The following is a 22,577-nucleotide window of genomic DNA, read 5'->3' as shown; positions in this document are numbered from 1 at the left end:
CCAGCCTAACCCGAGCGTGTCACCGGGGGAGCGGCGTGCGTCTCATCCGCGGGAGACTCGGCCGCGCAGCGCCCCGAATGCCATCGTGAAGCTCACCGAGCCCACGATGAGGATCGCCAGGAGCCCTGGCCATAGGTCCTCCCAGACCCAGCCCTCGGAGAGCAGCGAACGCAGCGTTGCCAGCAGATAGGTGATCGGGTTGTAGTCCGCGATGGTCGCGAGCCAGCCGGTCAGCGCCTCCTGGGGCAGGAAGGAGGTGGTCAGGAAGGCGAAGGGGAAGAACAGCAGGAAGGAGGAGTTTACCGCGGCCGGACTTCCGGTGCGCAGTGCGATGGCGTAGGGGAACCCGGTGAATGCCAGGCCCCAGAGACCTCCGATGAGCACGAAGGCCAGGACGCCGGAGACTCCCGTGGCGAACTCGACGCCGACGAAGAAGCCCAGGATCAGCACCGGCACACACAGGGCCATCACCAGCACCAGGTCCGCGACCATCAGGCCCAGCAGCAGGGCGGTGCGGCTCATCGGTGTCAGCAGCAGCCGGTCGAAGTAGCCGCTGCTGATATCGGTCACCAGGTCACTGGCCCGGGAGACGCCGGTGACGGCGAAGACGATGGCCACCGGGAGCTGGAACGCTCGGAAGTCGGCCACGCCGATGCCTTCCGCCACCGATTCCAGGGCGCCGATGTTCACCACGAAGAAGAACAGCGGGATGATCAGCGCCGGGATCACCGCGGCGGGGTCCCGGGGGATGGCGCGCAGCGCTCTGTAGGAGACGGAGCTGAGGTCTCGCAGGAACCCGGCACTCTTGGTTTCGATCCGGGTGGCTGGGGGCGTGATCGTGCTGGTGGACGAGTTCACTGGGGCTCCTGGGGATTCTGTGCTGCCGAGGCGCTGGCCATGAACGCGCTGGGGTCGGTGATGTGCTCCCCGGTCACGGAGAGGAAGACGTCATCGAGCGAGGGTCGACGCAGGGACAGCTCGATGACCTGCGTGTCGGGGACCTGGGCCAGCGCGACGGCGATCGGGCTGATCGCCGAGGGGCCGTCGGAGACGCTCAGTGTGAGCGTCGGCCCGTTGACCTCAACGCGTTCAACGAGTTCCAGCGTCTCCAGGGCCCGTGCGGCGTCGGTCGCGTCCCCGGTGACGGTGACGATCACGACATCGGTGCCGATGGTGCGTTTGAGCTGGGCCGGGGTGCCTTCGGCGACCAGCTTGCCCTTATTGATGATCCCCACCCGGTCCGCCAGCTCGTCGGCCTCTTCCAGGTACTGGGTGGTGAGGAAGACGGTCATGCCCAGCTCCTGGTTGAGTCTGCGCACCTCCTGCCACACCTTCGCCCGGCTCACCGGGTCCAGACCGGTGGTGGGTTCGTCCAGGAACAGGACCTCCGGGTCATGGACCAGGGCGAGCGCGAGATCCAGCCGTCGCTTCATGCCCCCGGAGTAGGTGCCGATTCGGCGGTCGAGTGCGGAGCCGATGTCGACGAGCTTGGTGAGCTGATCCACGCGAGCCTTGGTGGCCTTGGCAGTGAGGCCATAGAACCGGCCCTGCAGCGCGAGCATCTCGGAGCCGGTCTGCTTATCGTCCAGGGCGGCCTCCTGCAGGGCCACCCCGGCGCGGAGCCGCACCTCGCCGGGCTGGGCGGCGACGTCGTAGCCGGCCACGGTGGCGCGACCGGCCGAGGGGGTGAGCAGGGTGCACAGGATCCGGGTCAGCGTGGACTTGCCTGCCCCGTTCGGTCCGAGGAACCCGTAGATCTCGCCGGTCTTGACCTCGAGGCTGACGCCATCGACGGCACGCAGGTCTCCGAACCGGCGCTCCACACCCTCCGCGCTGATAGCGATCTGACTCTGCGACATGGCGGCTCCCTAGGAGGGTGTGAAGCAAATCGTGCCAGCGGTGGCTCACACCCGCGCCAGGCGCCCAGATCTCCGGGTGGACTCAGAATAGGAGCGTGAGCAGGGCACGGCAAGGCCCGTGGATCTGGAGGTCTGGCCGGCGTGGGGAACCGGTGAAAATCGCCGGTGTGAAGATGGCCCTTGAAATAGTTGCATGGTGTGACCCTATACTGAGTGTGATCTGTATCACGAAGATACAAAATCATGTGAGCTGTATGAGGGAAAAGGCGTGCAGACTATGACAGCTAAAAATCGAAACCGTAGGTCCCGGACCGGTGTGGTGGGGCTGATCGCGGCCGGCTCGCTGCTGGCCACCAGCTGCGGCGGGGGTGACGCCGGCGATGATGCGGGCGTAGATGCCGGCGAGCGTGACCTGGCGGCCATGGCCGACTTCGGGGCCGGAGACAGCTTTGTGGCCACCGAGCCCCTGGAGCTTTCGGTGCTCTACCGCAACAACCCCGACCATGGGTTGGACGACGAGTGGATGTTCTTCGAACACCTCGAAGAGAACCACAATGTGTCGCTTTCGATCGTGGATGCGCCGCTGAGCGACTTCGAGCAGCGGCGGTCCCTGGTGATCGGCGCAGGAGACATGCCCGATTTCGTTCCGGTGACCTATCCCGGTCAGGAGGTGCCCTATATCTCTGGCGGGGCGCTGCTGCCGGTCAGTGACTATCTGGAGCACATGCCGAACTTCACCGAGAAGCTCGACGCCTGGGATCTGCGTGAGGACTATGAGGCGCTCTACCAGGAGGACGGAAACGCCTACATCCTTCCCGGTCTGCTGGAGGATCCCTTCCAGCACTTCTCGCTGGTGGTCCGCGGCGACATCTGGGACGAGATGGGCTTCGAAGATCCCGAGACCTGGGAGGAGTTTGCGGATCAGCTGCGCGAGGTCAAGGAGGAGTACCCGGATTCGGTCCCGTATTCCGATCGCTGGGAGCTGCAGAGCACGCTGAACTTCGCCTCGGCCAACTTCAACACCGTTGCCGGCTGGGGCTACGGGGATGGCATTTACTTCGATCATGAGGCCGATGAGTTCATCTACGCCGGAGCCTCCGATGAGTACCGCGAACTCCTGGAGTTCTTCGCCGGCCTCCTCGAGGAGGGCCTGATGGACTCAGAGACACTGACTCAGGATGATCGCATGGCCGAGCAGAAGTTCTCCTCGGGCAGCTCGCTGGCCATTGCGGGCAATGACGAGTCCACCCAGATCTACACCCGTGGATTCGAGGAGCTCGGCACCGAGGGTGCCGAGGCGCGGCTCATCCCGATCCCCGGCGGCGAGGACGGGGACTTCGTACACAGCGGGGCACGCTTCGACAGCGGGCTCGCCATCTCTTCCTCCATCGCCGAGGATGACGACTTCCTCGCCAAGCTGCAGTTCATCGACTGGCTGTACTACTCGGACGAGGGCCTGGAGTACGCCACCTGGGGCGTGGAGGGAGAGACCTACACGCTCAACGCCGATGGCGAGCGCGAGCTGGACTCGAACATCGACCTCAACAGCCTGAACCCCGAGGCCGACGAGCACCTGGTGCGGGACTACGGCTTCTCCAACCAGCCGTTCCTCCACGCGGTGGGTTCCACCACCGAGCTGGTGCACTCAACCTTCCGCCCGCACGTGGTCGAGTGGCAGGAGAAGATGCATGACAAGGAGGAGCTCCCGGTGACCCCGCCGTATCCGTTCACCGATCTCGAGCTGGAGCAGGCTGGCCTGCTGCAGACGACGCTGACGGATCATGTGCAGACCGCCTCCTCGCAGTTCATCCTGGGTCAGCGGTCCTTCGATGACTGGGATGCGTATCTCGCCGAGCTGGAGAACCTGAACATGCAGCAGCTCGTGGACCTGGCCAATGAGGCCCATGAGCGGGCTCAGTGATAGCGGGGCGTAGCTAAGCAGGCGAAAAGGGAAAGCCTCAAACCATCAGAGGGTTTGAGGCTTTCCTTGTGTTCGGTCGGCTAGCGTGACTTGAACCCACGACCTTCCGTCCCCGGGCGGGGCGTTCAAGCAAACAGTCAAGGAGAAGCGCGCAGCCCCAGAGCGGATCGTCCAGGGGCCAAGGCCTATTCGGGGCCCAATCTCCCGGGGGAGGCGGTTCATCCCGCACCCGGCCACCTGGTTGAACAACGAGCTTTCAATTCATGATCCATCTCGCCGTTTCGACCCTGACGGGGGCCATCAACCACTTGACCGCTGCAACACCCGGGAGACTGTCGCACGTGCAAGAGGGCCGGTGGCATACTGTCTGAGTGCCTGAGACTTTTCGTGAGGACTCCATGCTCGATGACCTCGTAATTCGACAAGCCCTCGATTCCCGACTTCGCCGAAGCAATCGAGATGTTCCTGGAGCTGTTGTCCGTCACGAACTAGGCGTTGACAACGGGGCAAGACGGGTGGATGTCGCGGTACTCAACGGTCACTTCGCCGGGTGGGAGATCAAGAGTGACCGCGACACGCTAGCGCGCCTTGGCGACCAAGCGGAAGCATTCGGGAAGGTGATGGACTACCTCACTATCGTCACTACCGCAAAGTTCCTAGCTCGGGTGGAACAGCTGCTACCCAAAGAATGGGGAGTGGTCGAGGCGGCAATGGTCACGAGCTCGGATTCCGTCAAGCTAACCCAAAGACGACGCCCACGAGTCAACCGCAACACTGATCCACTCGCCATCGCTCAGCTGCTTTGGAGAGATGAGACATGGCAGGAGCTTAAGCTGCGCGGCCTGGAAGCCGGCCTGAGTTCCAAACCGCGCTATCGCTTGTGGGCCGAACTCTCGCGTGAGCTCCCGAAGAACGAGCTTCGCAGCGTCGTGCTCAACCGCCTCAAGCAGCGCCCGTCGTGGTCAGGCGGTTTGATACGAACTCCAGGTGATGACTAGTTCCGTAGGCGATCCACTGGACAGCAGTGCCCTGGCCGCCGCTCCCGCCGCGGCGGGCGTAAATCTGCTCGTCGCCCCAGGAGTAGTTTCGGCCTGAGAACTCCGGTAGGGCCACTACGTTGGCGCATACAGTGTAGAAGGATTCATTCGGCCCTTGCGTCTCGGAGCCGGTAATCTTGGCTTCGCGCCACACCATCCACTCATTTTCTGCGGTGTATCGAAGGTTCGGCAACGGTCCCCGTGTGAAGGGACTACTCACTGGCAGTTCTGGATGGCGAATTCCGTAGTCCCCAAATCTTAAGTCCAGAGAACCGTACGCGCCATGTACTTGATTCCACACTAGAGCGTCTGCTCTATCGATAGGGTTGACCTGCCCTTTCGGAACATCCGTTATCTGTTGAGGGAACGCGCCCAAAGCCAGCGTCGCGGACGCCCACGAACCGTGTTCCATTGCGCGAGTTAAGTGGGCTCGAGTTATAGCGCGCACGGGGGCCACGGGAGTGCCATGGATAGCTCCAAGGTCGATCAGTAGATGGACGTTCCGTGGGTCCAATTCCACACCCTCAAGAACGGCCTGGATCTCATCTTCATCAGATTCGGGGTCAGAGTCGTTGCCTCCGATCCGAAGAATTGGCTGTCCATCCTGCGATGACTCCGTCAGGGATCTGGCGAGGTCACGATCCTGACCGGGACGAATCACGAACCGAACCGATACGCCCGCAGCATTCAAAGACTCGGCTGCGCTGGAAATTTTGGGGTCGGAATACAAGCTGGTGTCCAACCCGACTATGTCGCCTGGTCGACTGGCGTCCATTAGATTGCGCACGAACTTGGTCAGGCTCTCTTCGGGTCCGGCGTCCGTCAGCGGCACCTCGAAGAGAGGCCCCGTAACTTCGCGGCAGGAAAGAGATGCGTTCTTCCAGGCCAAGAGTTCCCCGGATTTTCCGTTCATTATTGGGTGATACAGCAAGGGATTTATCCTTTCGATGAGAATGAATCCCTACGTTACGGGTGATATGGCGCAAGATAAATAGATTCGAAGGCTCTCCATAGATTTCAGGCCGACGTTTCGCTTGGATTCCACGTCGTCCATCATCGCGGATGCCCCGGGTGCGGCGGATCATTCGCACCGGATATGGGCCCCACTGGGTAGATCGAAGTGGTCCAAGAAGCGCAGGCCAATCCAGTCCGGTACCCCTAGAAGACCGCCATTGGTCTACACCGACAGGAAGGCGGAACTGTGGCGGACTGCCCGCCAGTACCACCCCACAGACAGTGAGCGCTTCACCTGTGCCACAGGCGGCGAATGTTACGAATGCTTCATGCTCAACGATGGACGGCTCGGTGAATCTGCTGAACCTTACTGACGACGAGACCGTTAACCAGCCGGACGGCTACACATCCGGGCCCGAGCTCGTCGGCTGACACCACCGCACCACACAGAACTGCCCCATCCTCAACTGAGGGTGGGGCGGTTCACGTGTGCTCTAAAGATTGGGGTGCTAGGCGTGCGAGCGACGGGCAGACATTCGTTGCAAGCGTGCGGCGTCTCTACGTTTCTGCTCCGCTTTTAGCTGCTCACGAATACGCTTCTGCTGCTCGCTGGCCTTCTTGAGCTCAGTGGTCGAGAGCTTCCTCGGAGGGGTCATCGAGTTCACCTATTTCTTTTTGAGATAGGACTTTTGGTGTTGGCAGGCAGTGCGTCAGGCCGCTGGATGGTGAACGCGGTTGCGAGTTCACCAGCGAATGCCTGTATGAGGTGCTTATCTTCCTCATCGATAGACGCCGGAGCTGCAGCGTCTACGCTCAGCATGCCATAGATGCCGAGGCTGTTGTAGATCAACGCGCTCACATAGGTCCTGTATCGACCACCCTGGTGCTTGTCCGGATGCCCACCGCTTAGTTCGGTATCGGACTCGAACCGCGGGCTCTTGTCGTTTCCTAGCGCCCACTCATAAAACGCTTCGCTTCGAGCGTCCGTGTTGTTCAGAAAAGGCCGCGGTTGGTCTGCGCGTCCTCTCGAGACGAGGGGTTCGGTTCTCCAGTGGTTCTCTTCCATCAGGAAAACCGTCACTCGAGCGCCGCTTAGGTCCTTGTAAGTGCCGAGGATCGTACCCACAACCAGGTTTGCTACCTCGACGCTGAACTCCGGCCTCTTGGCGGGAGTCTTCTGAGAGAGTTCGGCCACTTTCGACTGGACTTGTCTCAAGTTTTCGGAGAGCGACCGTGATGCAACACGCACTACGCGCTCATCCGCCTCAGTTTCAATCTCGTAGAAAGCTTCACAGGCTTCTCGGAGTGCGGCCCATATCTGGGCGATGAACGCCCCGACCGCGAACAACCACCAATAACTCCAGACGAACTGAGTCGCGGCCATGCCCGTTACGCATCCCGCGGTGACCACGAGCACGATGAGAGTGCCGGTGACTTTCCGGCGGGGATCCACTTGAAGGCTTTGTCCATAACGGATGGCAATGTCGTAGAGGAGGCGTCGATTGCGGAGCCAGCGCGCACCGAATGCGGCGAGAGACCATTGCGGCAAGAGGTTGACCCTTCATCTACTAATTGGAGATCAATACTACAGCGGTGTCGTTTGAATCACATGCTGATTCAAGATGCTTCTCAAGTAGTAGGCAGCCCTGCTCCGTGTGTGAGCGCTACTCCAGATCATGCGGATCCTGCCATCGCGACTCGCTCCGGTCGATCCGCTTGACCCAGTCGGCCGGCACCCATGCGGACTGATTGTCGTGGTCCGCATTCACCCACAGGATTAGCACGCGGGTCTCCGTTCAACGGGTGGCCTTCGCGTCGACCGCGCCCAGGTCCAGGAGCTCCCCACGGATATAGGTTTCGCGGCGGTGCGGGGTGGACTGCGCCTCGTCGGGGTGATGTAGTGCTCACCGTAGATCAGAAGTTCCGGGAGCGGGCGGTCATGGGACCAGGATGTCAGTTGCTTAGGATATGCCCCGGACTGTGTCTAAATTCCGCAGGTATGCGCGCCATAGGTAGCCGTATGTGGCCTCTGACACTTCGGACCTAAGTCGCTTGTAAAGTCACTAGTAAGTGTCTGCGAGTCGCCAAGATCGAGCTCATTGGACGATGAGAAAAGCCCCGGTCCCTTGTGGTTAGAAGGAAGCCGAGGCTCTTCGTGTTGGTCGGGCTAGCGGGATTTGAACCCACGACCTTCCGTCCCCCAGACGGACGCGCTACCAAGCTGCGCTATAGCCCGAAATGTTTCCTGCAAACTCGCCGGAAGCACCAGGAAAGTCTACCGCATGATCCGGCTCAAGCGCGCATCGGGCTCAGCAGCCGATGCTGCATCAGGTCCGAGAACAGGTGCGGGACCTGCGACGCCGGATTCTGGCGGGTGGGGCGCGGACGCATCTGCGCCCCACCTGCCAGGTTCACTCTTATGGAGCGATCAGCCCTTCGTGCTCTTCCGAGCCGAGCCCCAGATGTCGATGCCGCCGTCGACGGCGTGCTCATCGATCGCCTTCAGCTCTTCGGCGCTGAACGAGCGCTTCTCCAGCGCCGCCAGGTTGGACTTGAGCTGCTCGGGCCGGCTGGCGCCGATCACCAGGGAGCTCACCCGGTCATCGCGCAGCGCCCAGGCCAGCGCCATCTGCGCCAGGCTCTGGTCACGGTTCGAGGCGATCTCGTTGAGCGCCCGGATGTGTCCGAGGTTCTCTTCGGTGAGGAAGTCATCGCGGAACGAGCCCTTGGTCGCGGCGCGCGAGTCCGAGGGCACTCCGTCGAGGTACTTATCGGTCAGCATGCCCTGGGCCAGTGCACTGAAGCCGATGACGCCTGCCCCGACTTCTTCCACGGCGTCGAGCAGGCCCTCGGTCTCGATCCAGCGGTTGAGCATCGAGTAGGAGGGCTGGTGGATCAGCAGCGGGGTGCCCAGATCCTTCAGGATCGCGGCGGCCTTGATGGTGTCTTCCGCGGAGTAGGAGGAGATCCCGGCGTAGAGCGCCTTACCGGAACGCACCGCCGCATCCAGGGCGGACATCGTCTCCTCCAGCGGAGTGTCGGCGTCGGGACGGTGGGAGTAGAAGATGTCCACGTAGTCCAGGCCCATCCGGCTCAGCGACTGGTCCAGGCTGGTGAGCAGGTGCTTGCGGCTGCCGGTGGGGCCGCCGTAGGGGCCGGGCCACATGGTCCAGCCGGCCTTGGTGGAGATCACCAGTTCATCGCGCAGACCGGCGAAGTCCTCGCGCAGGATCCGTCCGAAGTTGATCTCCGCCGATCCTGGGGGAGGCCCGTAGTTGTTGGCCAGGTCGAAGTGGGTGATCCCATGGTCGAAGGCCAGGTGGATGATCTCGCGCTGGTTCTCCAGGGCGAAGTCATCGCCGAAGTTGTGCCAGAGCCCCAGTGAGAGCGGCGGCAGCACCAGGCCGGAGCGGCCCACGCGGCGGTACTCCGCGTTCTCGTAACGGTCTTCTGCGGGAACGTACATGGTGGCTCCTGGAGATCAAAGTGTCAGTGGCTAGAACATCTGGGGCTGAAACATCTGGCAGGCCCGCCGGTGAAGACAGCAGGTCGGCCCTTGATCACCTTACGCCTGCGCGGGGGCTCTTCAATTCGGCAGCGCCGCTGCGGCGTGGGCCAGGTCCTCGGAGGTCACAGAACCCCCGAAGCTGAACCGCACGGCGGTCTGGGCGATCTCCTTCGAGTACCCCATCGCCCTCAAGGCGGGGCTGGGCTCACTGGAGCCCGCGGCGCAGGCCGAGCCGGAGGAGCAGAAGATCCCCTGCCTCTCCAGGTCCAGCAGCACCGACTCTCCGCTGCGTCCGGGCAGCACGAAGGACGCGTGTCCGGCCAGGCGCTGGGTGCGGTGACCGGTCAGCTGCGCGCCGGGCACCCGGGTGAGGACCTCGTCGATGAACCCATCGCGACGTCGCGCGATCTCCGCCACGTCGGTCTCGGCGGCCAGCCGCAGCGCCGTGGCCATCCCGACGGCTCCGGCGACGTTCTCGGTGCCCGAGCGCAGGTCCCGCTGCTGGCCACCGCCGTGGATCAGTGGTTCGAACGGCGTCCGACGGCGCAGGTAGAGCACCCCGGTGCCCTTCGGTGTGCCGAGCTTGTGCCCGGCAAGGCTCATCGCACTGACACCGAGGGCCTGCACATCCAGTGGCAGGGTCCCGGCCGCCTGGACCGCGTCGGTGTGGAACGGCACGCGATGGTCGGCGCAGACCGCGGCGAGGGCGGCGATGTCTTGGACGGTGCCGACCTCATTATTCGCGTAATGGATGGACACCAGGGTCGTGTCGGGGCGCAGCCTCGCGGCCAGTGCGGCCGGGGTGACCACGCCGTCGGTGTCCACCGGAACCGTCTCCACCTCGTAGCCCAGCCGGCCCAGCCAGGCGGCCGATTCGCTCACCGCCGGGTGCTCCAGCGCGGAGATCAGCACGTGGCGTCCCCGGGGATCGGCGAGCGCGATGCCCTTGATCGCCGCATTGTCGGATTCGGTGCCGCCGGAGGTGAAGATGATCTCAGCCGGTCGCGCGTTCAGGTGCCGGGCGACCTCGGCGCGCGCGGCCTCCAGCGCCCTCGACGCCGCGGCCCCTGGCTCGTGGACGCTGGAGGGGTTCGCATAACCGGTCAGGTGTGGCCACATCGCTTCGAGCACCTCGCGCCGGACCGGCGCGGCCGCGGACTCGTCCAGGTAGAGCATCAGCCCGAGGTCTCCGGCCCATCCAGTGCCGTGTCGAGAGCCGTGTCCAGACCCTTGGTCAGATCCATGTCCAGTCCCAGGTCCAGAGCGCGAGCGCCATGCGTGAGCGCTCCGACGCTGATCAGGTCCACCCCGGTGGTCGCGATCGCCGCGATGCTCTCCAGGTTCACCCCGCCGGAGGCCTCCACCAGAGCGGCGCCGTCGATGAGCCCCACGCCGCGGCGCAGGTCCTCCAGGGTGAAGTTGTCCAACATGATCGTGTCGGCCCCACCCGCCAGCACCGGAGCGATCTGTTCGATCCGGTCCACCTCCACCTCGATATGGGTGGTGTGGGGCAGGCGCTCGCGGGCGCTCAGGATCGCCTGGCGCAGCGCCTCAGGGGAGTCGCCCAGCAGCGCCAGGTGGTTGTCCTTGGCCATCACTGCGTCGGAGAGCGAGAACCGGTGGTTGTGCCCACCTCCGCAGCGCACGGCATAGCGCTCCAGCGCGCGCAGCCCCGGGGTGGTCTTGCGGGTATCGGTGACCCGCACCCCGGTCCCCGCCACGGCAGCCACATACTGACTGGTCAGGGTGGCCACCCCGGAGAGCCGCTGGATCAGGTTCAGCGCCACCCGCTCGGCGCCGAGGATCCCCCGGGCAGGGCCCTGCACGCTGGCCAGGACATCCCCCGGGGCGAACCGTGCGCCGTCGTCGGCGTTGAGATGCACGAGGATGTCGGGATCCAGCGCGGCGAAGCTGCGGGCGAAGATCTCACCGCCCGCCAGCACGCCGGGCTCCCGCGCCACCAGCTGGGCCCGCGCGGTGGCCTCGGCCGGGACGAAGGCGGTGCTGGTGAGATCCCCGAACGGGAGGTCTTCAGCCAGGGCCAGGGTGATGACCGCGTCGATCTCACGGGTGGAGAGCTGGGTGTCCACAGGGTCCTTTCAAGCTTTCGGCTTCGCGGCGAGCATCCGGTCCAGCGCGATCTTCGCGGGCACGGCGACCTCGGGCTCGACGCTGATCTGGTTGTTCACCCGTCCGGCCACCAGTTCCTCCAGCACCCAGGCCAGGTAGCCCGGGTGGATCCGGTACATGGTGGAGCAGGGGCAGATCACCGGGTCCAGGCAGAAGATGGTCCGGTCCGGGAACTGTGCGGCGAGCCGGTTGACCATGTTGATCTCGGTGCCGATCCCGATCGTGTCCCCGGGAGCGGAGGCGGCGATGAACTTCTGGATCGCATCGGTGGAGCCTGCCGCGTCGGCGGCGTCGACCACCTCCATCGGGCACTCGGGGTGCACGATGATCTTCACCTTCGGGTCCGCGGCGCGGGCCGCGGTGATCTGGTCCACGGTGAATCGCCGGTGCACCGAGCAGAAGCCGTGCCAGAGCAGGACCTTGGCCTCGCGCAGCTGCTCTGCGGTGTTCCCGCCGAGGGCCTTGCGCGGGTTCCACAGCGGCATCTGCTCCAGCGGCACCCCCATGGCCTTGGCGGTGTTGCGGCCCAGGTGCTGGTCCGGGAAGAACAACACCCGGTGCGCGCGCTCGAACGCCCATTCCAGGACGGTCGCGGCGTTGGACGAGGTGCAGACGATCCCGCTGTGCCGGCCGCAGAAGGCCTTCAGTGCGGCGGAGGAGTTCATATAGGTCACCGGGATGATCGGGACCTTGCCCGCGGCGTCGGGGATGGTGCCCTCCGGGTCCACACCATAGGTCTCGCAGATCTCCTCCCAGGCGGTCTCCACCGAGGACTCATCAGCCATGTCGGCCATCGAACAGCCGGCGGCTAGGTTGGGCAGGATCACCGACTGCTCGGGGGCGGAGAGGATGTCCGCGGTCTCCGCCATGAAGTGGACCCCGCAGAAGACGATGGTCTTCGCCTCCGGCTTGCTCAGCGCGGCATTGGCCAGCTGGAAGGAGTCCCCGACGAAATCGGCATGCTGGATGACCTCGTCGCGCTGGTAGAAGTGCCCCAGGATGACCAGCTCCTCACCCAGCGTCGCCTTCGCGGCGAGGATCCGCTCATGCAGCTCGGGCTCCGGCATCAGCTGGTAGCGCTCGGGCAGCTGCCCGGGGCGCGAGACCGGGTCCGGCAGCCGGTCGGCCTGTGAGGAGCCGGGCCCGTAGCCCGGCACGTTGTCGAAGTCCCAGGGCCCGTCGGCCAGCTTCGTGTTGCAGCTGTCCTTCGGGGTCAGGCTGATCAGATCATGGACCGAGGCGGTCATGGTGTCTCCTGGATGGTGAGGGTGTAGCGGGTGCGGTGGGGGTTGGAGCGGTAGAGCCGCGGCGGGCGGTGCGCGGTGCCGGTCATGCGCTCGCCGGTGTCTTCCACGGTGTCCTGCGCGAGGATCTGGCGGCGGAAGTTCGAAGGGTCCAGCGCCCGGTTCAGGATCGCCTCGTAGACCCGGCGCAACTCGGCGAGCGGGAACTTCTCGGGCAGGAAGGCATGGGCGATGGGGGAGTAGGCGACCTTCGCGCGCAGCCGGTCCAGCGCGTAGGCCAGGATCACGCCGTGATCGAAGGCCAGCACCCCGGCCTCCTCGGCGATGTCATCGGCGGGGAACCATTCCAGGTTCTCGCCCTCCACGGCGTCGGTGTCCTCGTCCTGGCGCACCAGGGCCCAGTAGACGATGGAAACCACCCGGGTGCTGGCGGGGGAGCGGTCGACATTGCCGAAGGCGTAGAGCTGCTCCAGGTGCCGCGGTGCCAGCCCGGTGGTCTCCAGCAGGGTGGCCCGGGCCGAGCTGACCAGGTCCTGCTCGGGTTCCAGGGGGCCGCCGGGCAGCGCCCACTGGCCGAGGAAGGGTTCACGGATCCGGCGCACCAGCGGCAGCCAGAGCGTGAGCTCCCCGGTCTCCGGGTGCGGGCGCAGCGCGAAGACCACCGTGCTCACGGCGAGCTCGGTCTGCAGGTTCGACGGCGCGGCCATGGTACGGCCTCCTTAAGGTGACTCTGACACTATGGTGCAGGTCATATGGTCACGTCAACCTGAAGGGGCCTGGGTGTCCTGTGGCAGGGTCGCCACGGTTCTGTACAGGAGGTTGCTGGGCTGGAACGATGGCGTCTATGCGTCAGTATGTGGTGGTTGCCTGCAGTGCGGTCGTGGCCCTGGCCGTCAATATCGTCATCGACCTCTCTACCGATATGCCGATGCTTCTGCGCTGGGCGGTGGCCATCGGGGTCGCGATGGTCGTGACCGTGGTGCTCTCGCGCTGGACGGCGGCGCGCACACAAGGGGCCTCTGCCGCGCCTGGAGAGTCTCCGGAGTCGCTCAGATAGGTCCGTTTCTCGCACTGATCCTTCAGTCGGCGAGTCCGGCTTCCACCTCTTCGAGAAACCCTGGGGCCTCCGTGAGCTGGCGCGCGAACTTCATCGCCCCCTGAGGGGCCAGATGGATGGCGTCTCGGCTGTCGCCGTCTCCCCACCAGTCGCCGAACTCGTCGACGGGGAACAGCCGGACATCGTGCGGGGCGATCAGCGCCTGCGCCGCCTCCTGCCTACGAGCGTCGTAGTCTCGCCCTGCCTCTTCCAGGTTCGCCTGGTGGACCGGCGTGTATGGAATCTCGAAGGCCAGGACCGTCACGCCATGGCTGCGCAACAGATCAGCGGCCTCGCCGAAGTCGGCGACAGCCTCATCGTGCACGGTCGGGAAGCCCGGGAAGCCCCGCTCCATCCGGGTGTCGCTGATCTCTTCGGCCTCGGCCGCGCTGACCCCTGGATGGACCATGAATCCGTCGGAACGAAGCCGGCTGTCCTCGTCGATGCGAAGGCTGGTCTGCGCCGCCTGACCGTCCTGAGCCCGCGCGATCTGGCCGCCGCCGGTGCGGAATCGGAACAGTGGATCAGCCACGTCGCGCTCGCACCTCGCGGCGTCGGCGTCACCCCAGGAGTCGCTGCGGGGCCGGTCGCATCCCTCCACCATCGAGGAGAACGGCGACTTCGCGCCCTCTGTGGTGTAGAAGTCGTCTCGCTCGGCCGCGCGGGTCGAGATGCCCATCAGCGCCACCGAGGGTGGGTCCTCGAGGCCGACCACGTAGTGCGCGAACAGCAGGTTCATGCCCCAACGAGCCCTGCTGCTCGCCCCGTTGAACACCGAGACTTCATCGCCAGTCGCGTCAGAGAGCAGATGCCCCAGTTTGGTCGGATCGAGACCCTGTTGAGTCATGGAGTCCCCGAAGATGACCACGTCGGGCGCCGGGTCGGCGGCACGCAGGGCGCTGGTCATCGTTTCGAAGGCGCCGCCATGGGCCGGCGCCACGGGCAGTCGGCCCTGCGCCGTCCAGTCCTCCAGCTGCGCCGCCGTGACATCAGCGGTCAAGGGCTGGTGGAACCGGACGGTGGGGAAGGTGTCCTCCTGCGGTGCCTCGCTGGTGCAGGCTGAGAGCACCAACAACAGGGCAACGCCCACGAGGACGGCTCGACGACCGGGCATGGGCTCAGGCTAGCAAGCACCTGACACCGCCGTCGCGGCTCCGGCTCGTGATCCTGTCGGGAGGCAGCCTGTTCAACCCCCGGTGTGCCGTGCTTGACTGAGGGCATGGGTCCCTTTGAATTCGCCGTGGACGGCGAGGTCTTCCGCGTGAGCGAGAGGTTTCAGCCTGACGGGCGGATGAGCTACGACTTCGCCTGGCTCAACGGTCCCGCCGATGGCACCTACGGGTTCACCGTGGGATGTTCCCCTCTCGGTGCGCGAATGACGCGGGAGGAACTGGTGGAGGCAGGACGCGGGTTCGCCGCCTCGTTCTACGAGCCCGGAGGCATAGGCGAGGAGGACTTCCCGGAGCACCTCGCCAAGCGCGCACGCTGACCTGGGGTGGCGAGGTCTACCCGGTCGTATGCCTCCGGTGAGTCTCGGTCTAACGTTTGGTGACGAAGACGTTGTGCGAGACCTGGATGGCTCCTTCGGGAAGTTCGGCGCTGTCCGGGCGGACGCGGTAGTCCCATCCGTCGCCGTTGCTGAGACTGACCTCATTGCCCGAGGAGCAGCCGGTCACCCACCGCTCGTCATCCGGATAGACGACCAGGCACGTGCCCGCACCCTCGAGTTCCACGCCCAGCCATAACTCGGTGCCCTCGTGCTCTCCCACCCACCGGGTGGACTCGGGATCGAGGGTGTCGACGGCTTGGCCACGGATCGTGTCAGGAAGGGGTTTATTGCTGTCGCGATCTTCGGTCAGATCTGAATACTGATCCGCTGGGCTGGAACAGCCAGATATGCCGATGAGTGCGGTGATGGCAATGATCAGAACAGGCAACTGGTGACGGATATTCACCGTGCAACTATCGCATATAAGAAACGGTTTTCGTCAGGACCTGAGGCCTTGCGGCGTGCAGGGAGGTGCTTGAGGGTCCAGGGCCAATGACTTTGGAGCCGCTCGATTCAGACAGATGAGGGCGTCGCGCTGCGGGGGCCGGCGCGCACGTGCGCGCGCTCCCCCTGCTTGCCGACGAGGCTGAGGAACTCGACGGGTCCTGAGCTGGTGGCGCCGAACCAGTGTGGGGTGCGGGTGTCGAATTCGGCAGCTTCTCCAGGTTTCAGAATCAGATCGTGCTCACCGAGGACGAGTCTGAGCTTGCCGTTGAGGACGAAGGCCCAGTCGTACCCCTCGTGGACGCGCAGGTCGGGCTCGGCGTCGTCGCGTCCGGTCGGGAGGATGAACTTATAGGCCTGGATGCCCCCGGGTCTGCGGCTGAGCGGCAGGATGACTCGACCGTCGCTCGTGGGTATCGGGCGCAGGTTGATCCGTGGGTCCCCGGTCGGTGGGGCGTCAACAAGCTCATCGAGGGTGACGGCGTATGCCCGAGCAAGCGGCAGCAGCTGTTCCAGCGTGGGTCGCCGGAGTCCTGCCTCGAGCCTGGACAGTGTGCTGGTCGAGACCCCGGTCTCCTCTGCGAGCTCGCTCAGGGTGATATCACGCCGTTGTCGCAGCTGCTTCAGCCGGGGCCCGACGGCGTCGAGGGTTCGATCAACAGGGCTGTCCATGACTCGAGATTGCCATTCAGCAACGCCGCTTGCAACTCAGCGCGCTGGGAGTCACTGTCAAAGCACGTTGCTGCCGTCTCGGCGGCAGCCACGGGATCAAGCCCTGAAGGAGAAGCTTCAATGGAGCACACGTTCGACCACGAGTACTGGGACCAGATCTGGGGCGGCGACCGCGCGGCAGCCATGGGATCAAGTCCGCCCAATCCTCACCTGGTGCGCGAGACAAAAGGCCTGAAGCCTGGGACGGCACTCGACGCTGGGTGCGGCGCGGGAGCGGAGGCAATCTGGCTCGCGCTGCGCGGCTGGCAGGTCACCGGGGCCGACGTCGCCGTCGCGGCACTCGACCGCGCCGCTGAGCGCGCCATCGTCGCCGGCGTGGCCGAGCAGGTGCGGTGGGTGCCGGCCGATCTGTCGACCTGGGAGCCACAGATGCGCTACGACCTCGTCACCACCCACTACGCTCACCCCGCGATGCCGCAGCTGGAGTTCTACGACCGCCTCGCGGAATGGGTGGCCCCCAGGGGCACTCTCCTGATAGTCGGACACCTGCATCGCGAGGAATCCGCCGATGATCGGAAGCGGGGAGGCGCCCACGGACATGAGTCTGACCAGCCGCCCGCCTCCGCCAGCGCCACGGCAGCCACCATGACCGCACGCCTCGATCCGGCGCTTTGGGAGATCCTGACCGCCGAAGAGTCACGCCGCACCATGGAAGGCCTCGGAGGCGCCCAGATCACCATCCACGACGTCGTCCTCAGGGCCGCCCGCCGCAACTAGCCCCAGTCTTCGGGGACCGAGTGAGGGTGTCCGCGCCGCTCTGGGCCGCCCCCGTCAGAGAGACATGCTGTACACGGTGCGCACAGGGATGGGCCCGGCGAGGTCGTCCGCCACCCGGTGCATCCCGAGCTTCTGGGCGACCCGCTCCGAAGCGCGATTCTCCGGGTGCAGGATCGCCACCAGCTCGGTCTCCTCGGTGCGCTCGCGGGCGAAGTTCAGACAGGCGATCGCGGCCTCGGTGGCGTAGCCACGGTTCTGCTGCTGCGCCCGCACTCGGAAGCCGACCTCGAGCTTGGGGGTCCCGTTCACGGACTGCCAGGTCAGCCCACAATCTCCGAGGAACTCACCGTCGAGCGTCTCGATGATCCAGAGGCCGTAGCCGTGCTCGGCGCAGCGGAGTTTGTTCCGCTCGATCCACTGTGCAGCCTCCGCCCGCGATTTCGGCGCCGCGTAGTAGTGCATCACCACCGGGTCGCCGAGCAGCGCGGCCATCTCATCGAGGTCAGCGTCGGTCATGACCCGGAACCTGAGTCGGGCGGTGTGCGGAGGAACAGGCATAGGGGCAAGAATAGGCGGAGAACTGTCAAAGGAGAGACTGCAGATGGTGTTACCCGGATGGCTCGCCGACGGCGTCGCCAAGTTGCTTCAGCGAGCGCCCCGCGGTGCTCGTCTGCCCCCAGAGGTCGCGTTCGCCGAGCTTCCCTCCACCACCGAGGAGATCGACGTCCCGACCCGGCATGGAACGTTGCGCGCGATCCGATACTCCCCACCGTCCGGTGCAGCCGGGCGCGGGGTCTACCTGAACCTGCATGGCGGAGGGTTCGTGATCCGCCACCCCGAGCAGGATGACGCCCTCTGCCGGTTCATCGCCTTTCATGCAGGCGTCACGGTGATCAACCTCGACTACGTCCCCGCGCCGCAGTCGCGGTTCCCCGGCCCGGTGGAGCAGGTGTACGACGTCGCCACCTGGGTGGCCTCACCGGAGCGGCCCTGGGACGGAAGCAGGCTTGCTCTCGGAGGTCAGTCTGCGGGCGGCGCACTGGCCGCGGCGGCGGTCCGGCTGGCGTTCGAAGAGGGAGGACGCCCGGAGGTCTTGCTGCAGGTCTTGATGTACCCGGCTCTGGACCTGAGCATCCCCGCAGCGCGGAAATGGTCTCCGGGCCAGGAGAAGTTCCTGGTGCGGATGGGACCGGTGTTCAACTCTGCCTACTGCCCCGATGTCAGGCTGCGAGCCGACCGGCTCGCGTCTCCGGCCGGGGCCAAGGACACCGCGCCGCTGGCGGGCATTGCGCCCGCGCTCGTGATCTCAGCCGAGCACGACATCCTTCGCGACGAGGCCGCCAGATACGCGCAGCGCCTGCGCACGGAGGGCGCCTTGATCGACCATCTCGATCTCCACGGGGTGGGCCACGCGTTCAACATGGGCGGCGCCGGGCGCGACGTCGTCGAGCCGGTGTACGAAAAGATCGTTGAATCGGTCAGGACGGCGTTCGCCTAGCGGTCCCAGTTCGGGTCAGCTGCTTCGCTTCCTCTCGATGATCGGGCTCCCTGCGCGGTCCTAGAACACCACGATCGGCTTCAGCGTGGTCCCAGCGGCAGAGTCGGCGAAGGCCGTGTTGATCTCCGCAAAGGGGTAGCTCTTGGTGAGCTTGTCGAAGGGGAACGTGCCGTCTTGGTACAGCGCGATCAGGCGCGGGATGAACTCTTTGGGCACGGCGTCGCCCTCGATCACCATGCTGATGGTGATCCCTGAGACCAGCAGCGTGCCGATGTCGAAGGCAGCCTCGGTGCCCAGCTTCGCAGCACCGACGAGAGCGCCATGGCCCTGCACGCCGAGGGACTTGGTCATCTGAGAGAAGACCGGTGGCACTCCCGTGGTGTCCAGGGCGTACTCGGCGCCTCCGGCGGTGATCTCCTGGACCGCCTCCACGGGATCGGTCTCCTTGGAGTTCACCGTGTGGGTGGCGCCAAGCTCCTTGGCGAACTCGAGCCGCTCGGCGACGATGTCGACCATGATGATCGTCGTGGCACCGGCGGCCTTGGCGGCGAGCATCCCGGCCATGCCGACCGCGCCGGTCCCGAAGATCACGATCGAGGAGCCTGGCTTGGGGCGCAGCACGTTGAGCACCGCGCCGGCGCCGGTCATGATCCCGCAGCCCAGCGGACCGAGCAGCTCCAGCGGCGCATCGTCCTGGACCTTGACGACGCCTTGGGCCGGCACATTGGTGTGCTGAGCGAAGGAGGACTGGCCGAAGAAGTGCGAGCCGACGGCCTCGCCGGACTCGGTGTTGAAGGCCGTGGAACCGTCATTGCGCCGGGCCCCGAAGTTCCTGTCGTAGAAGACCTCGCAGTACATCGGATGCCCGGACAGGCACTGCTTGCACTCGCTGCAGAAGGACGGGCCCAGGACGACCTTGTCACCGACGGAGAATCCAGTCACCGCAGCGCCGACCTGCTCGACGATTCCGGCCCCCTCGTGACCCAGGACCACTGGCTGGGGCACCGGGTACCACTGGTCGCGGATGATTGCGTCGGTGTGGCACACGCCGGAGGCGACCACCTTGATCCGCAGCTCATCGGCTCGGGGCTCATCGAGGGCGAGCTCCTGGAACTCCAGGTCTGTCTCGGGGGCGACGGCGACTGCTGCGTGGGTCTTCACAGGGTTCTCCTTCTTCGAGGGACGTCATAACGACGACGTACTGGTCATCACGCTACTCCCACGCTGATCGGCACGTGGGCCTGTGACGGGGCCCTCATGGTCCGGGGAGAATTCAACTCTCTCCCCGCGGAAGCGTAGAGTCAGAGGTGTGAAGGAAGCAGATACCAAGCAGATCCTGGAGGAGGCCTTGTCTCGCCGCACCATCGCGGTGATCTCGCATCCCGATGCGGGCAAGTCCACATTGAGTGAGGCCCTGCTGCTTCACTCCAATGCCATCACCGAGGCAGGCGCGATCCACGGCAAGGCCGGACGCCGCGGCACCGTCTCGGACTGGATGGAGATGGAGAAGGCCCGCGGAATCTCGGTGAGCTCCGCGGTGCTGCAGTTCTCCGTCGGCGAGGCGATCGTGAACCTGGTGGACACCCCCGGGCACGCCGACTTCTCCGAGGACACCTTCCGTGTGCTGGCAGCCGTGGACGCGGTGATCATGCTCATCGACGCGGCCAAGGGCATGGAAGCCCAGACCATGAAGCTCTTCGAGGTCTGCAAGGCGCGCGGCCTGCCGGTGATCACCGTGATCAACAAATGGGACCGCCCGGGCCAGGACGCCCTGGAGCTGGTCGATGAGATCCTCACCCGCACCGGGATGCGCTCGATGCCGCGCAACTGGCCCGTCGGCGACTCCGGACACATGCTCGGGCTGCTGCACCCCGATGCCATGACCATGAACCGCTACACCCGCGCCCCCGGCGGCGCGAAGAAGGTCCTCGCCGAGAAGCTCTCCGCAGAGACCGCCGAGGCCGAGTACCCCGACGAGTTCCAGACCGCGGTGGAAGAGTCCTCGCTGCTGGAGCTCGACGACCAGTTCTACGACCGCGAGGCCTTCCTCGCCCAGGAGGCCACCCCGCTGTTCTTCGCCTCGGCCGTGCAGAACATCGGCGTCGAAGAGCTGCTGCAGTTCATCATGGAGCAGGGCCCGCCGCCGCAGGCCCGCCCGGACGCCGAAGGCACCCCCTACGAGCTGACCTCTGACTTCAGCGGCTACGTCTTCAAGGTCCAGACCGGCATGGACAAGGCCCACCGCGACCGGATCGCGTTCATGCGCATCTGCTCCGGGGTCTTCGAACGCGGCATGGTCGCCACCCACGCCCAGTCCGGGAAGCCCTTCCCGACCAAGTACTCCCAGCAGGTCTTCGGCCGAGACCGCACCACCGTGGACACCGCCTGGCCCGGCGACGTCGTCGGCCTGGTCAACGCCTCCACGCTGCGCCCCGGGGACACGCTCTTCGCCGGTCAGTCCGTGATGTTCCCGCCGTTCAAACCCTTCGCCCCGGAGCACTTCCGGGTCGGCAAGACCGGGGACGCCTCCAAGCACAAGCAGTTCCGCAAGGGCATCGAGCAGCTGGACCGCGAGGGCGTCATCCAGGTCTTCTACTCCGAGCGCCGCGGCCAGCAGCGCCCGGTCCTGGGCGCCGTGGGTCCGATGCAGTTCGAGGTCGTCTCGGCCCGGATGGAGTCAGACTTCGGCGCCTCGGTGTCCTTCGACGCGCTGGACTACTCGGTCGCCCGCGACATCGACGCCGCGGCCGCCGAGATCCTCAACGGTCGCCAGGACTGCGAAGTCCTCTACCGCAGCGACGGCGCCCCCGTGGCGCTGTTCAGAGACCCGTGGAGGTTGCGCACCGTCCAGCGCGACCATCCGAACCTGCTCCCGGATCCTCCGGGAAGCATCAACGCATCGGTCTCCGCACGGATGTGACCGATCGCCGAGGGCTGCGGGCAACCCATGCAGAACCCTCTTGGAAGGAACACCATGCACGCTGTCACCCGAGTAGAAGTCGTCGAAGCTGTCAAGACCGCATTCACGCTCACCGCTCAGCCCACCGTCCCCAGGGACCTCGTGCAAGCCGCCACCGCGTCCGGAGCGCGGCCCGCGGTGGTCACCGTGCTTGCAGGCCTCGATGAAGACCTGCAGTTCCGCAGACTCCGCGAGCTCTGGGAGTACTTCCCCCACATGCCGGTCAACGCGATCGACGCCAGCTGAGGACCCAGGCCGAGGTGCCTGAGCCGCCGGGGCAGGTTCGATGGCGGCCAGGGGCTGGCAGGCCGGCACCAGCGGCGTAGGCTCGATTCCATGGTCCGGAGTCACAGCACCGCAGCCATCGAACGCACCACCCGACGCGCCTGGGCGCAGTGGGTCACCGACCTCGACGACGCCGGAGCCGCGGCCCTGCCGCACCGCGAGATCGTCGGGATCGTCTATGACCATATGCCCGAGGACGTGGAGAATCGCGGCTGGTGGGCCCAGAGCGTGGCGGTCGCCTACGAACAGCACCATGCGCTGCGCCGGCCGGGGGAGTCCCGGGCCGGGGAGTTCCAGGCTTCGGTCTCCAAGACCTATCCAGGGGACATGGATGCCGCGCTCGAGGCCTGGGTCGCTCTGGTCGAGGGACGCGACTCCTTCGGCGGCGTCACGGTCCAGGGCGAGCCCGGCACCTCAGTCACGGAGCGCTGGCGATACTGGCGCGCCGGGCTGGCCGATGGCTCCCGGGTCGCGGTGACCATCTCGCAGAAGTCTGTGACGAAGTCCTCGGTGGGGGTCGGGCACACCAAACTGGGTTCGCCCGAGGAGGTCGAGCGCTGGAAGGCGGTCTGGCGGGAGCTGCTGGCGCAGCTCTAGATCTGGCGCTTCACCAGTCCCCGATCCTCGAACACCAGCGGCGGAGG

General features: G+C 65.5%; 23 protein-coding genes and 1 tRNA gene. 9 read left to right on the top strand and 15 right to left on the bottom strand.

The window, feature by feature from the left end; genetic code table 11:
• Positions 1–42: 42 nt before the first annotated feature.
• Positions 43–858, bottom strand: a complete 816-nt coding sequence (locus tag I2487_RS06075) for an ABC transporter permease (protein ID WP_207171099.1) — start codon at positions 856–858, stop codon at positions 43–45.
• Complete coding sequence (locus I2487_RS06070; RefSeq protein ID WP_207171100.1) at positions 855–1,859, bottom strand: efflux ABC transporter ATPase subunit, DrrA-related; 1,005 nt, start codon at positions 1,857–1,859, stop codon at positions 855–857. The genes I2487_RS06075 and I2487_RS06070 overlap by 4 nt, the downstream gene beginning before the upstream one ends.
• 277 nt (positions 1,860–2,136) lie before the next feature.
• Between I2487_RS06070 and I2487_RS06065 the strand changes: the two genes are divergently transcribed.
• Together I2487_RS06065 and I2487_RS06060 are read left to right on the top strand one after the other, a co-directional pair.
• Positions 2,137–3,780: an ABC transporter substrate-binding protein gene (locus I2487_RS06065; RefSeq protein WP_207171101.1), complete on the top strand. Its 1,644-nt coding sequence runs from the start codon at positions 2,137–2,139 to the stop codon at positions 3,778–3,780.
• 371 nt (positions 3,781–4,151) lie between these two features.
• The gene (locus I2487_RS06060; RefSeq protein ID WP_207171102.1) at positions 4,152–4,778 is read left to right on the top strand and encodes a sce7726 family protein; all 627 of its coding nucleotides are present in this window, start codon (positions 4,152–4,154) and stop codon (positions 4,776–4,778) included.
• Here I2487_RS06060 and I2487_RS06055 read toward each other — a convergent pair.
• From I2487_RS06055 to I2487_RS06020, 8 genes are all read right to left on the bottom strand, one after another.
• Positions 4,723–5,730, bottom strand: a complete 1,008-nt coding sequence (locus I2487_RS06055) for a beta family protein (protein WP_207173019.1) — start codon at positions 5,728–5,730, stop codon at positions 4,723–4,725. The two genes, I2487_RS06060 and I2487_RS06055, sit on opposite strands and share 56 nt — an antisense overlap.
• 702 nt (positions 5,731–6,432) lie before the next feature.
• Positions 6,433–7,224: a hypothetical protein gene (locus I2487_RS06050; RefSeq protein WP_207173018.1), complete on the bottom strand. Its 792-nt coding sequence runs from the start codon at positions 7,222–7,224 to the stop codon at positions 6,433–6,435.
• A 706-nt stretch (positions 7,225–7,930) separates the two neighbouring features.
• A tRNA-Pro gene (locus tag I2487_RS06045) sits at positions 7,931–8,007 on the bottom strand.
• A gap of 192 nt (positions 8,008–8,199) precedes the next feature.
• Positions 8,200–9,237, bottom strand: a complete 1,038-nt coding sequence (gene mgrA, locus I2487_RS06040) for an L-glyceraldehyde 3-phosphate reductase (protein WP_207171105.1) — start codon at positions 9,235–9,237, stop codon at positions 8,200–8,202.
• A 120-nt stretch (positions 9,238–9,357) separates the two neighbouring features.
• On the bottom strand, positions 9,358–10,455 hold the full coding sequence (locus I2487_RS06035) for a cysteine desulfurase family protein (protein ID WP_207171106.1): 1,098 nt from the start codon (positions 10,453–10,455) through the stop codon (positions 9,358–9,360).
• The gene (gene nadC / locus I2487_RS06030; protein ID WP_207171107.1) at positions 10,455–11,369 is read right to left on the bottom strand and encodes a carboxylating nicotinate-nucleotide diphosphorylase; all 915 of its coding nucleotides are present in this window, start codon (positions 11,367–11,369) and stop codon (positions 10,455–10,457) included. The genes I2487_RS06035 and nadC overlap by 1 nt, the downstream gene beginning before the upstream one ends.
• A 9-nt stretch (positions 11,370–11,378) precedes the next feature.
• Positions 11,379–12,656 (bottom strand): quinolinate synthase NadA, encoded by a 1,278-nt coding sequence (nadA, locus tag I2487_RS06025; RefSeq protein WP_207171108.1) that lies wholly within the window; start codon positions 12,654–12,656, stop codon positions 11,379–11,381.
• Positions 12,653–13,360 carry an NUDIX hydrolase gene (locus I2487_RS06020; RefSeq protein WP_207171109.1) on the bottom strand — a complete coding sequence of 236 codons (708 nt, stop codon included), beginning with the start codon at positions 13,358–13,360 and terminating at the stop codon, positions 12,653–12,655. The genes nadA and I2487_RS06020 overlap by 4 nt, the downstream gene beginning before the upstream one ends.
• A gap of 173 nt (positions 13,361–13,533) precedes the next feature.
• Here I2487_RS06020 and I2487_RS06015 point away from each other — a divergent pair, with 173 nt between their 5' ends.
• Positions 13,534–13,710 (top strand): hypothetical protein, encoded by a 177-nt coding sequence (locus I2487_RS06015; RefSeq protein WP_207171110.1) that lies wholly within the window; start codon positions 13,534–13,536, stop codon positions 13,708–13,710.
• A gap of 22 nt (positions 13,711–13,732) precedes the next feature.
• On the opposite strand, the gene I2487_RS06010 is transcribed toward I2487_RS06015, so the two are convergent.
• Positions 13,733–14,863: an SGNH/GDSL hydrolase family protein gene (locus I2487_RS06010; protein WP_207171111.1), complete on the bottom strand. Its 1,131-nt coding sequence runs from the start codon at positions 14,861–14,863 to the stop codon at positions 13,733–13,735.
• A gap of 105 nt (positions 14,864–14,968) precedes the next feature.
• Here I2487_RS06010 and I2487_RS06005 point away from each other — a divergent pair, with 105 nt between their 5' ends.
• Positions 14,969–15,238: a hypothetical protein gene (locus tag I2487_RS06005; RefSeq protein WP_207171112.1), complete on the top strand. Its 270-nt coding sequence runs from the start codon at positions 14,969–14,971 to the stop codon at positions 15,236–15,238.
• A gap of 49 nt (positions 15,239–15,287) precedes the next feature.
• Here I2487_RS06005 and I2487_RS06000 read toward each other — a convergent pair whose 3' ends face one another.
• Both I2487_RS06000 and I2487_RS05995 read right to left on the bottom strand, forming a co-directional pair.
• Positions 15,288–15,704, bottom strand: a complete 417-nt coding sequence (locus I2487_RS06000) for a hypothetical protein (RefSeq protein WP_207171113.1) — start codon at positions 15,702–15,704, stop codon at positions 15,288–15,290.
• Between the two features lie 107 nt (positions 15,705–15,811).
• On the bottom strand, positions 15,812–16,414 hold the full coding sequence (locus tag I2487_RS05995) for a helix-turn-helix domain-containing protein (RefSeq protein ID WP_207171114.1): 603 nt from the start codon (positions 16,412–16,414) through the stop codon (positions 15,812–15,814).
• Between the two features lie 120 nt (positions 16,415–16,534).
• Here I2487_RS05995 and I2487_RS05990 point away from each other — a divergent pair, with 120 nt between their 5' ends.
• Positions 16,535–17,191 carry a class I SAM-dependent methyltransferase gene (locus I2487_RS05990; protein WP_207171115.1) on the top strand — a complete coding sequence of 219 codons (657 nt, stop codon included), beginning with the start codon at positions 16,535–16,537 and terminating at the stop codon, positions 17,189–17,191.
• Between the two features lie 54 nt (positions 17,192–17,245).
• Here the strand turns inward: I2487_RS05990 and I2487_RS05985 are convergent, their stop codons facing one another.
• Entirely contained in the window at positions 17,246–17,749 is a 504-nt protein-coding gene (locus I2487_RS05985) for a GNAT family N-acetyltransferase (protein WP_207171116.1), read from the bottom strand.
• A 43-nt stretch (positions 17,750–17,792) separates the two neighbouring features.
• Between I2487_RS05985 and I2487_RS05980 the strand changes: the two genes are divergently transcribed.
• On the top strand, positions 17,793–18,689 hold the full coding sequence (locus I2487_RS05980) for an alpha/beta hydrolase fold domain-containing protein (RefSeq protein ID WP_207171117.1): 897 nt from the start codon (positions 17,793–17,795) through the stop codon (positions 18,687–18,689).
• A 60-nt stretch (positions 18,690–18,749) separates the two neighbouring features.
• Here I2487_RS05980 and I2487_RS05975 read toward each other — a convergent pair whose 3' ends face one another.
• Complete coding sequence (locus I2487_RS05975) at positions 18,750–19,850, bottom strand: zinc-binding dehydrogenase (RefSeq protein WP_207171118.1); 1,101 nt, start codon at positions 19,848–19,850, stop codon at positions 18,750–18,752.
• Between the two features lie 148 nt (positions 19,851–19,998).
• Here I2487_RS05975 and I2487_RS05970 point away from each other — a divergent pair, with 148 nt between their 5' ends.
• From I2487_RS05970 to I2487_RS05960, 3 genes are all read left to right on the top strand, one after another.
• Positions 19,999–21,609: a peptide chain release factor 3 gene (locus I2487_RS05970; protein WP_207171119.1), complete on the top strand. Its 1,611-nt coding sequence runs from the start codon at positions 19,999–20,001 to the stop codon at positions 21,607–21,609.
• Positions 21,610–21,663: 54 nt separating this feature from the next.
• On the top strand, positions 21,664–21,894 hold the full coding sequence (locus tag I2487_RS05965) for a hypothetical protein (protein WP_207171120.1): 231 nt from the start codon (positions 21,664–21,666) through the stop codon (positions 21,892–21,894).
• A 90-nt stretch (positions 21,895–21,984) separates the two neighbouring features.
• Positions 21,985–22,530 carry a hypothetical protein gene (locus I2487_RS05960; protein ID WP_207171121.1) on the top strand — a complete coding sequence of 182 codons (546 nt, stop codon included), beginning with the start codon at positions 21,985–21,987 and terminating at the stop codon, positions 22,528–22,530.
• Positions 22,531–22,577: the final 47 nt, after the last annotated feature.

It is taken from the genome of Nesterenkonia sp. E16_10, from assembly GCF_017347085.1.
Classification (GTDB): domain Bacteria; phylum Actinomycetota; class Actinomycetes; order Actinomycetales; family Micrococcaceae; genus Nesterenkonia.
Note: the sequence above shows the minus strand (reverse complement) of the source record. Positions and strands in the feature narration are given on the sequence as shown.

Bases quoted from the DNA above. Each gene is read 5' to 3' on its own strand.
- I2487_RS06065 (WP_207171101.1), top strand. From the start codon at position 2,137: ATGACAGCTAAAAATCGAAACCGTAGGTCCCGGACCGGTGTGGTGGGG.
- I2487_RS06005 (WP_207171112.1), top strand. From the start codon at position 14,969: ATGGGTCCCTTTGAATTCGCCGTGGACGGCGAGGTCTTCCGCGTGAGC.
- I2487_RS05965 (WP_207171120.1), top strand. From the start codon at position 21,664: ATGCACGCTGTCACCCGAGTAGAAGTCGTCGAAGCTGTCAAGACCGCA.
- I2487_RS05960 (WP_207171121.1), top strand. From the start codon at position 21,985: ATGGTCCGGAGTCACAGCACCGCAGCCATCGAACGCACCACCCGACGC.
- I2487_RS05980 (WP_207171117.1), top strand. From the start codon at position 17,793: ATGGTGTTACCCGGATGGCTCGCCGACGGCGTCGCCAAGTTGCTTCAG.
- mgrA (WP_207171105.1), bottom strand. From the start codon at position 9,237: ATGTACGTTCCCGCAGAAGACCGTTACGAGAACGCGGAGTACCGCCGC.
- I2487_RS06070 (WP_207171100.1), bottom strand. From the start codon at position 1,859: ATGTCGCAGAGTCAGATCGCTATCAGCGCGGAGGGTGTGGAGCGCCGG.
- I2487_RS06010 (WP_207171111.1), bottom strand. From the start codon at position 14,863: ATGCCCGGTCGTCGAGCCGTCCTCGTGGGCGTTGCCCTGTTGTTGGTG.
- I2487_RS06020 (WP_207171109.1), bottom strand. From the start codon at position 13,360: ATGGCCGCGCCGTCGAACCTGCAGACCGAGCTCGCCGTGAGCACGGTG.
- I2487_RS05990 (WP_207171115.1), top strand. From the start codon at position 16,535: ATGGAGCACACGTTCGACCACGAGTACTGGGACCAGATCTGGGGCGGC.
- I2487_RS06055 (WP_207173019.1), bottom strand. From the start codon at position 5,730: ATGAACGGAAAATCCGGGGAACTCTTGGCCTGGAAGAACGCATCTCTT.
- I2487_RS05985 (WP_207171116.1), bottom strand. From the start codon at position 17,749: ATGCCTGTTCCTCCGCACACCGCCCGACTCAGGTTCCGGGTCATGACC.
- I2487_RS05995 (WP_207171114.1), bottom strand. From the start codon at position 16,414: ATGGACAGCCCTGTTGATCGAACCCTCGACGCCGTCGGGCCCCGGCTG.
- nadA (WP_207171108.1), bottom strand. From the start codon at position 12,656: ATGACCGCCTCGGTCCATGATCTGATCAGCCTGACCCCGAAGGACAGC.
- I2487_RS06035 (WP_207171106.1), bottom strand. From the start codon at position 10,455: ATGCTCTACCTGGACGAGTCCGCGGCCGCGCCGGTCCGGCGCGAGGTG.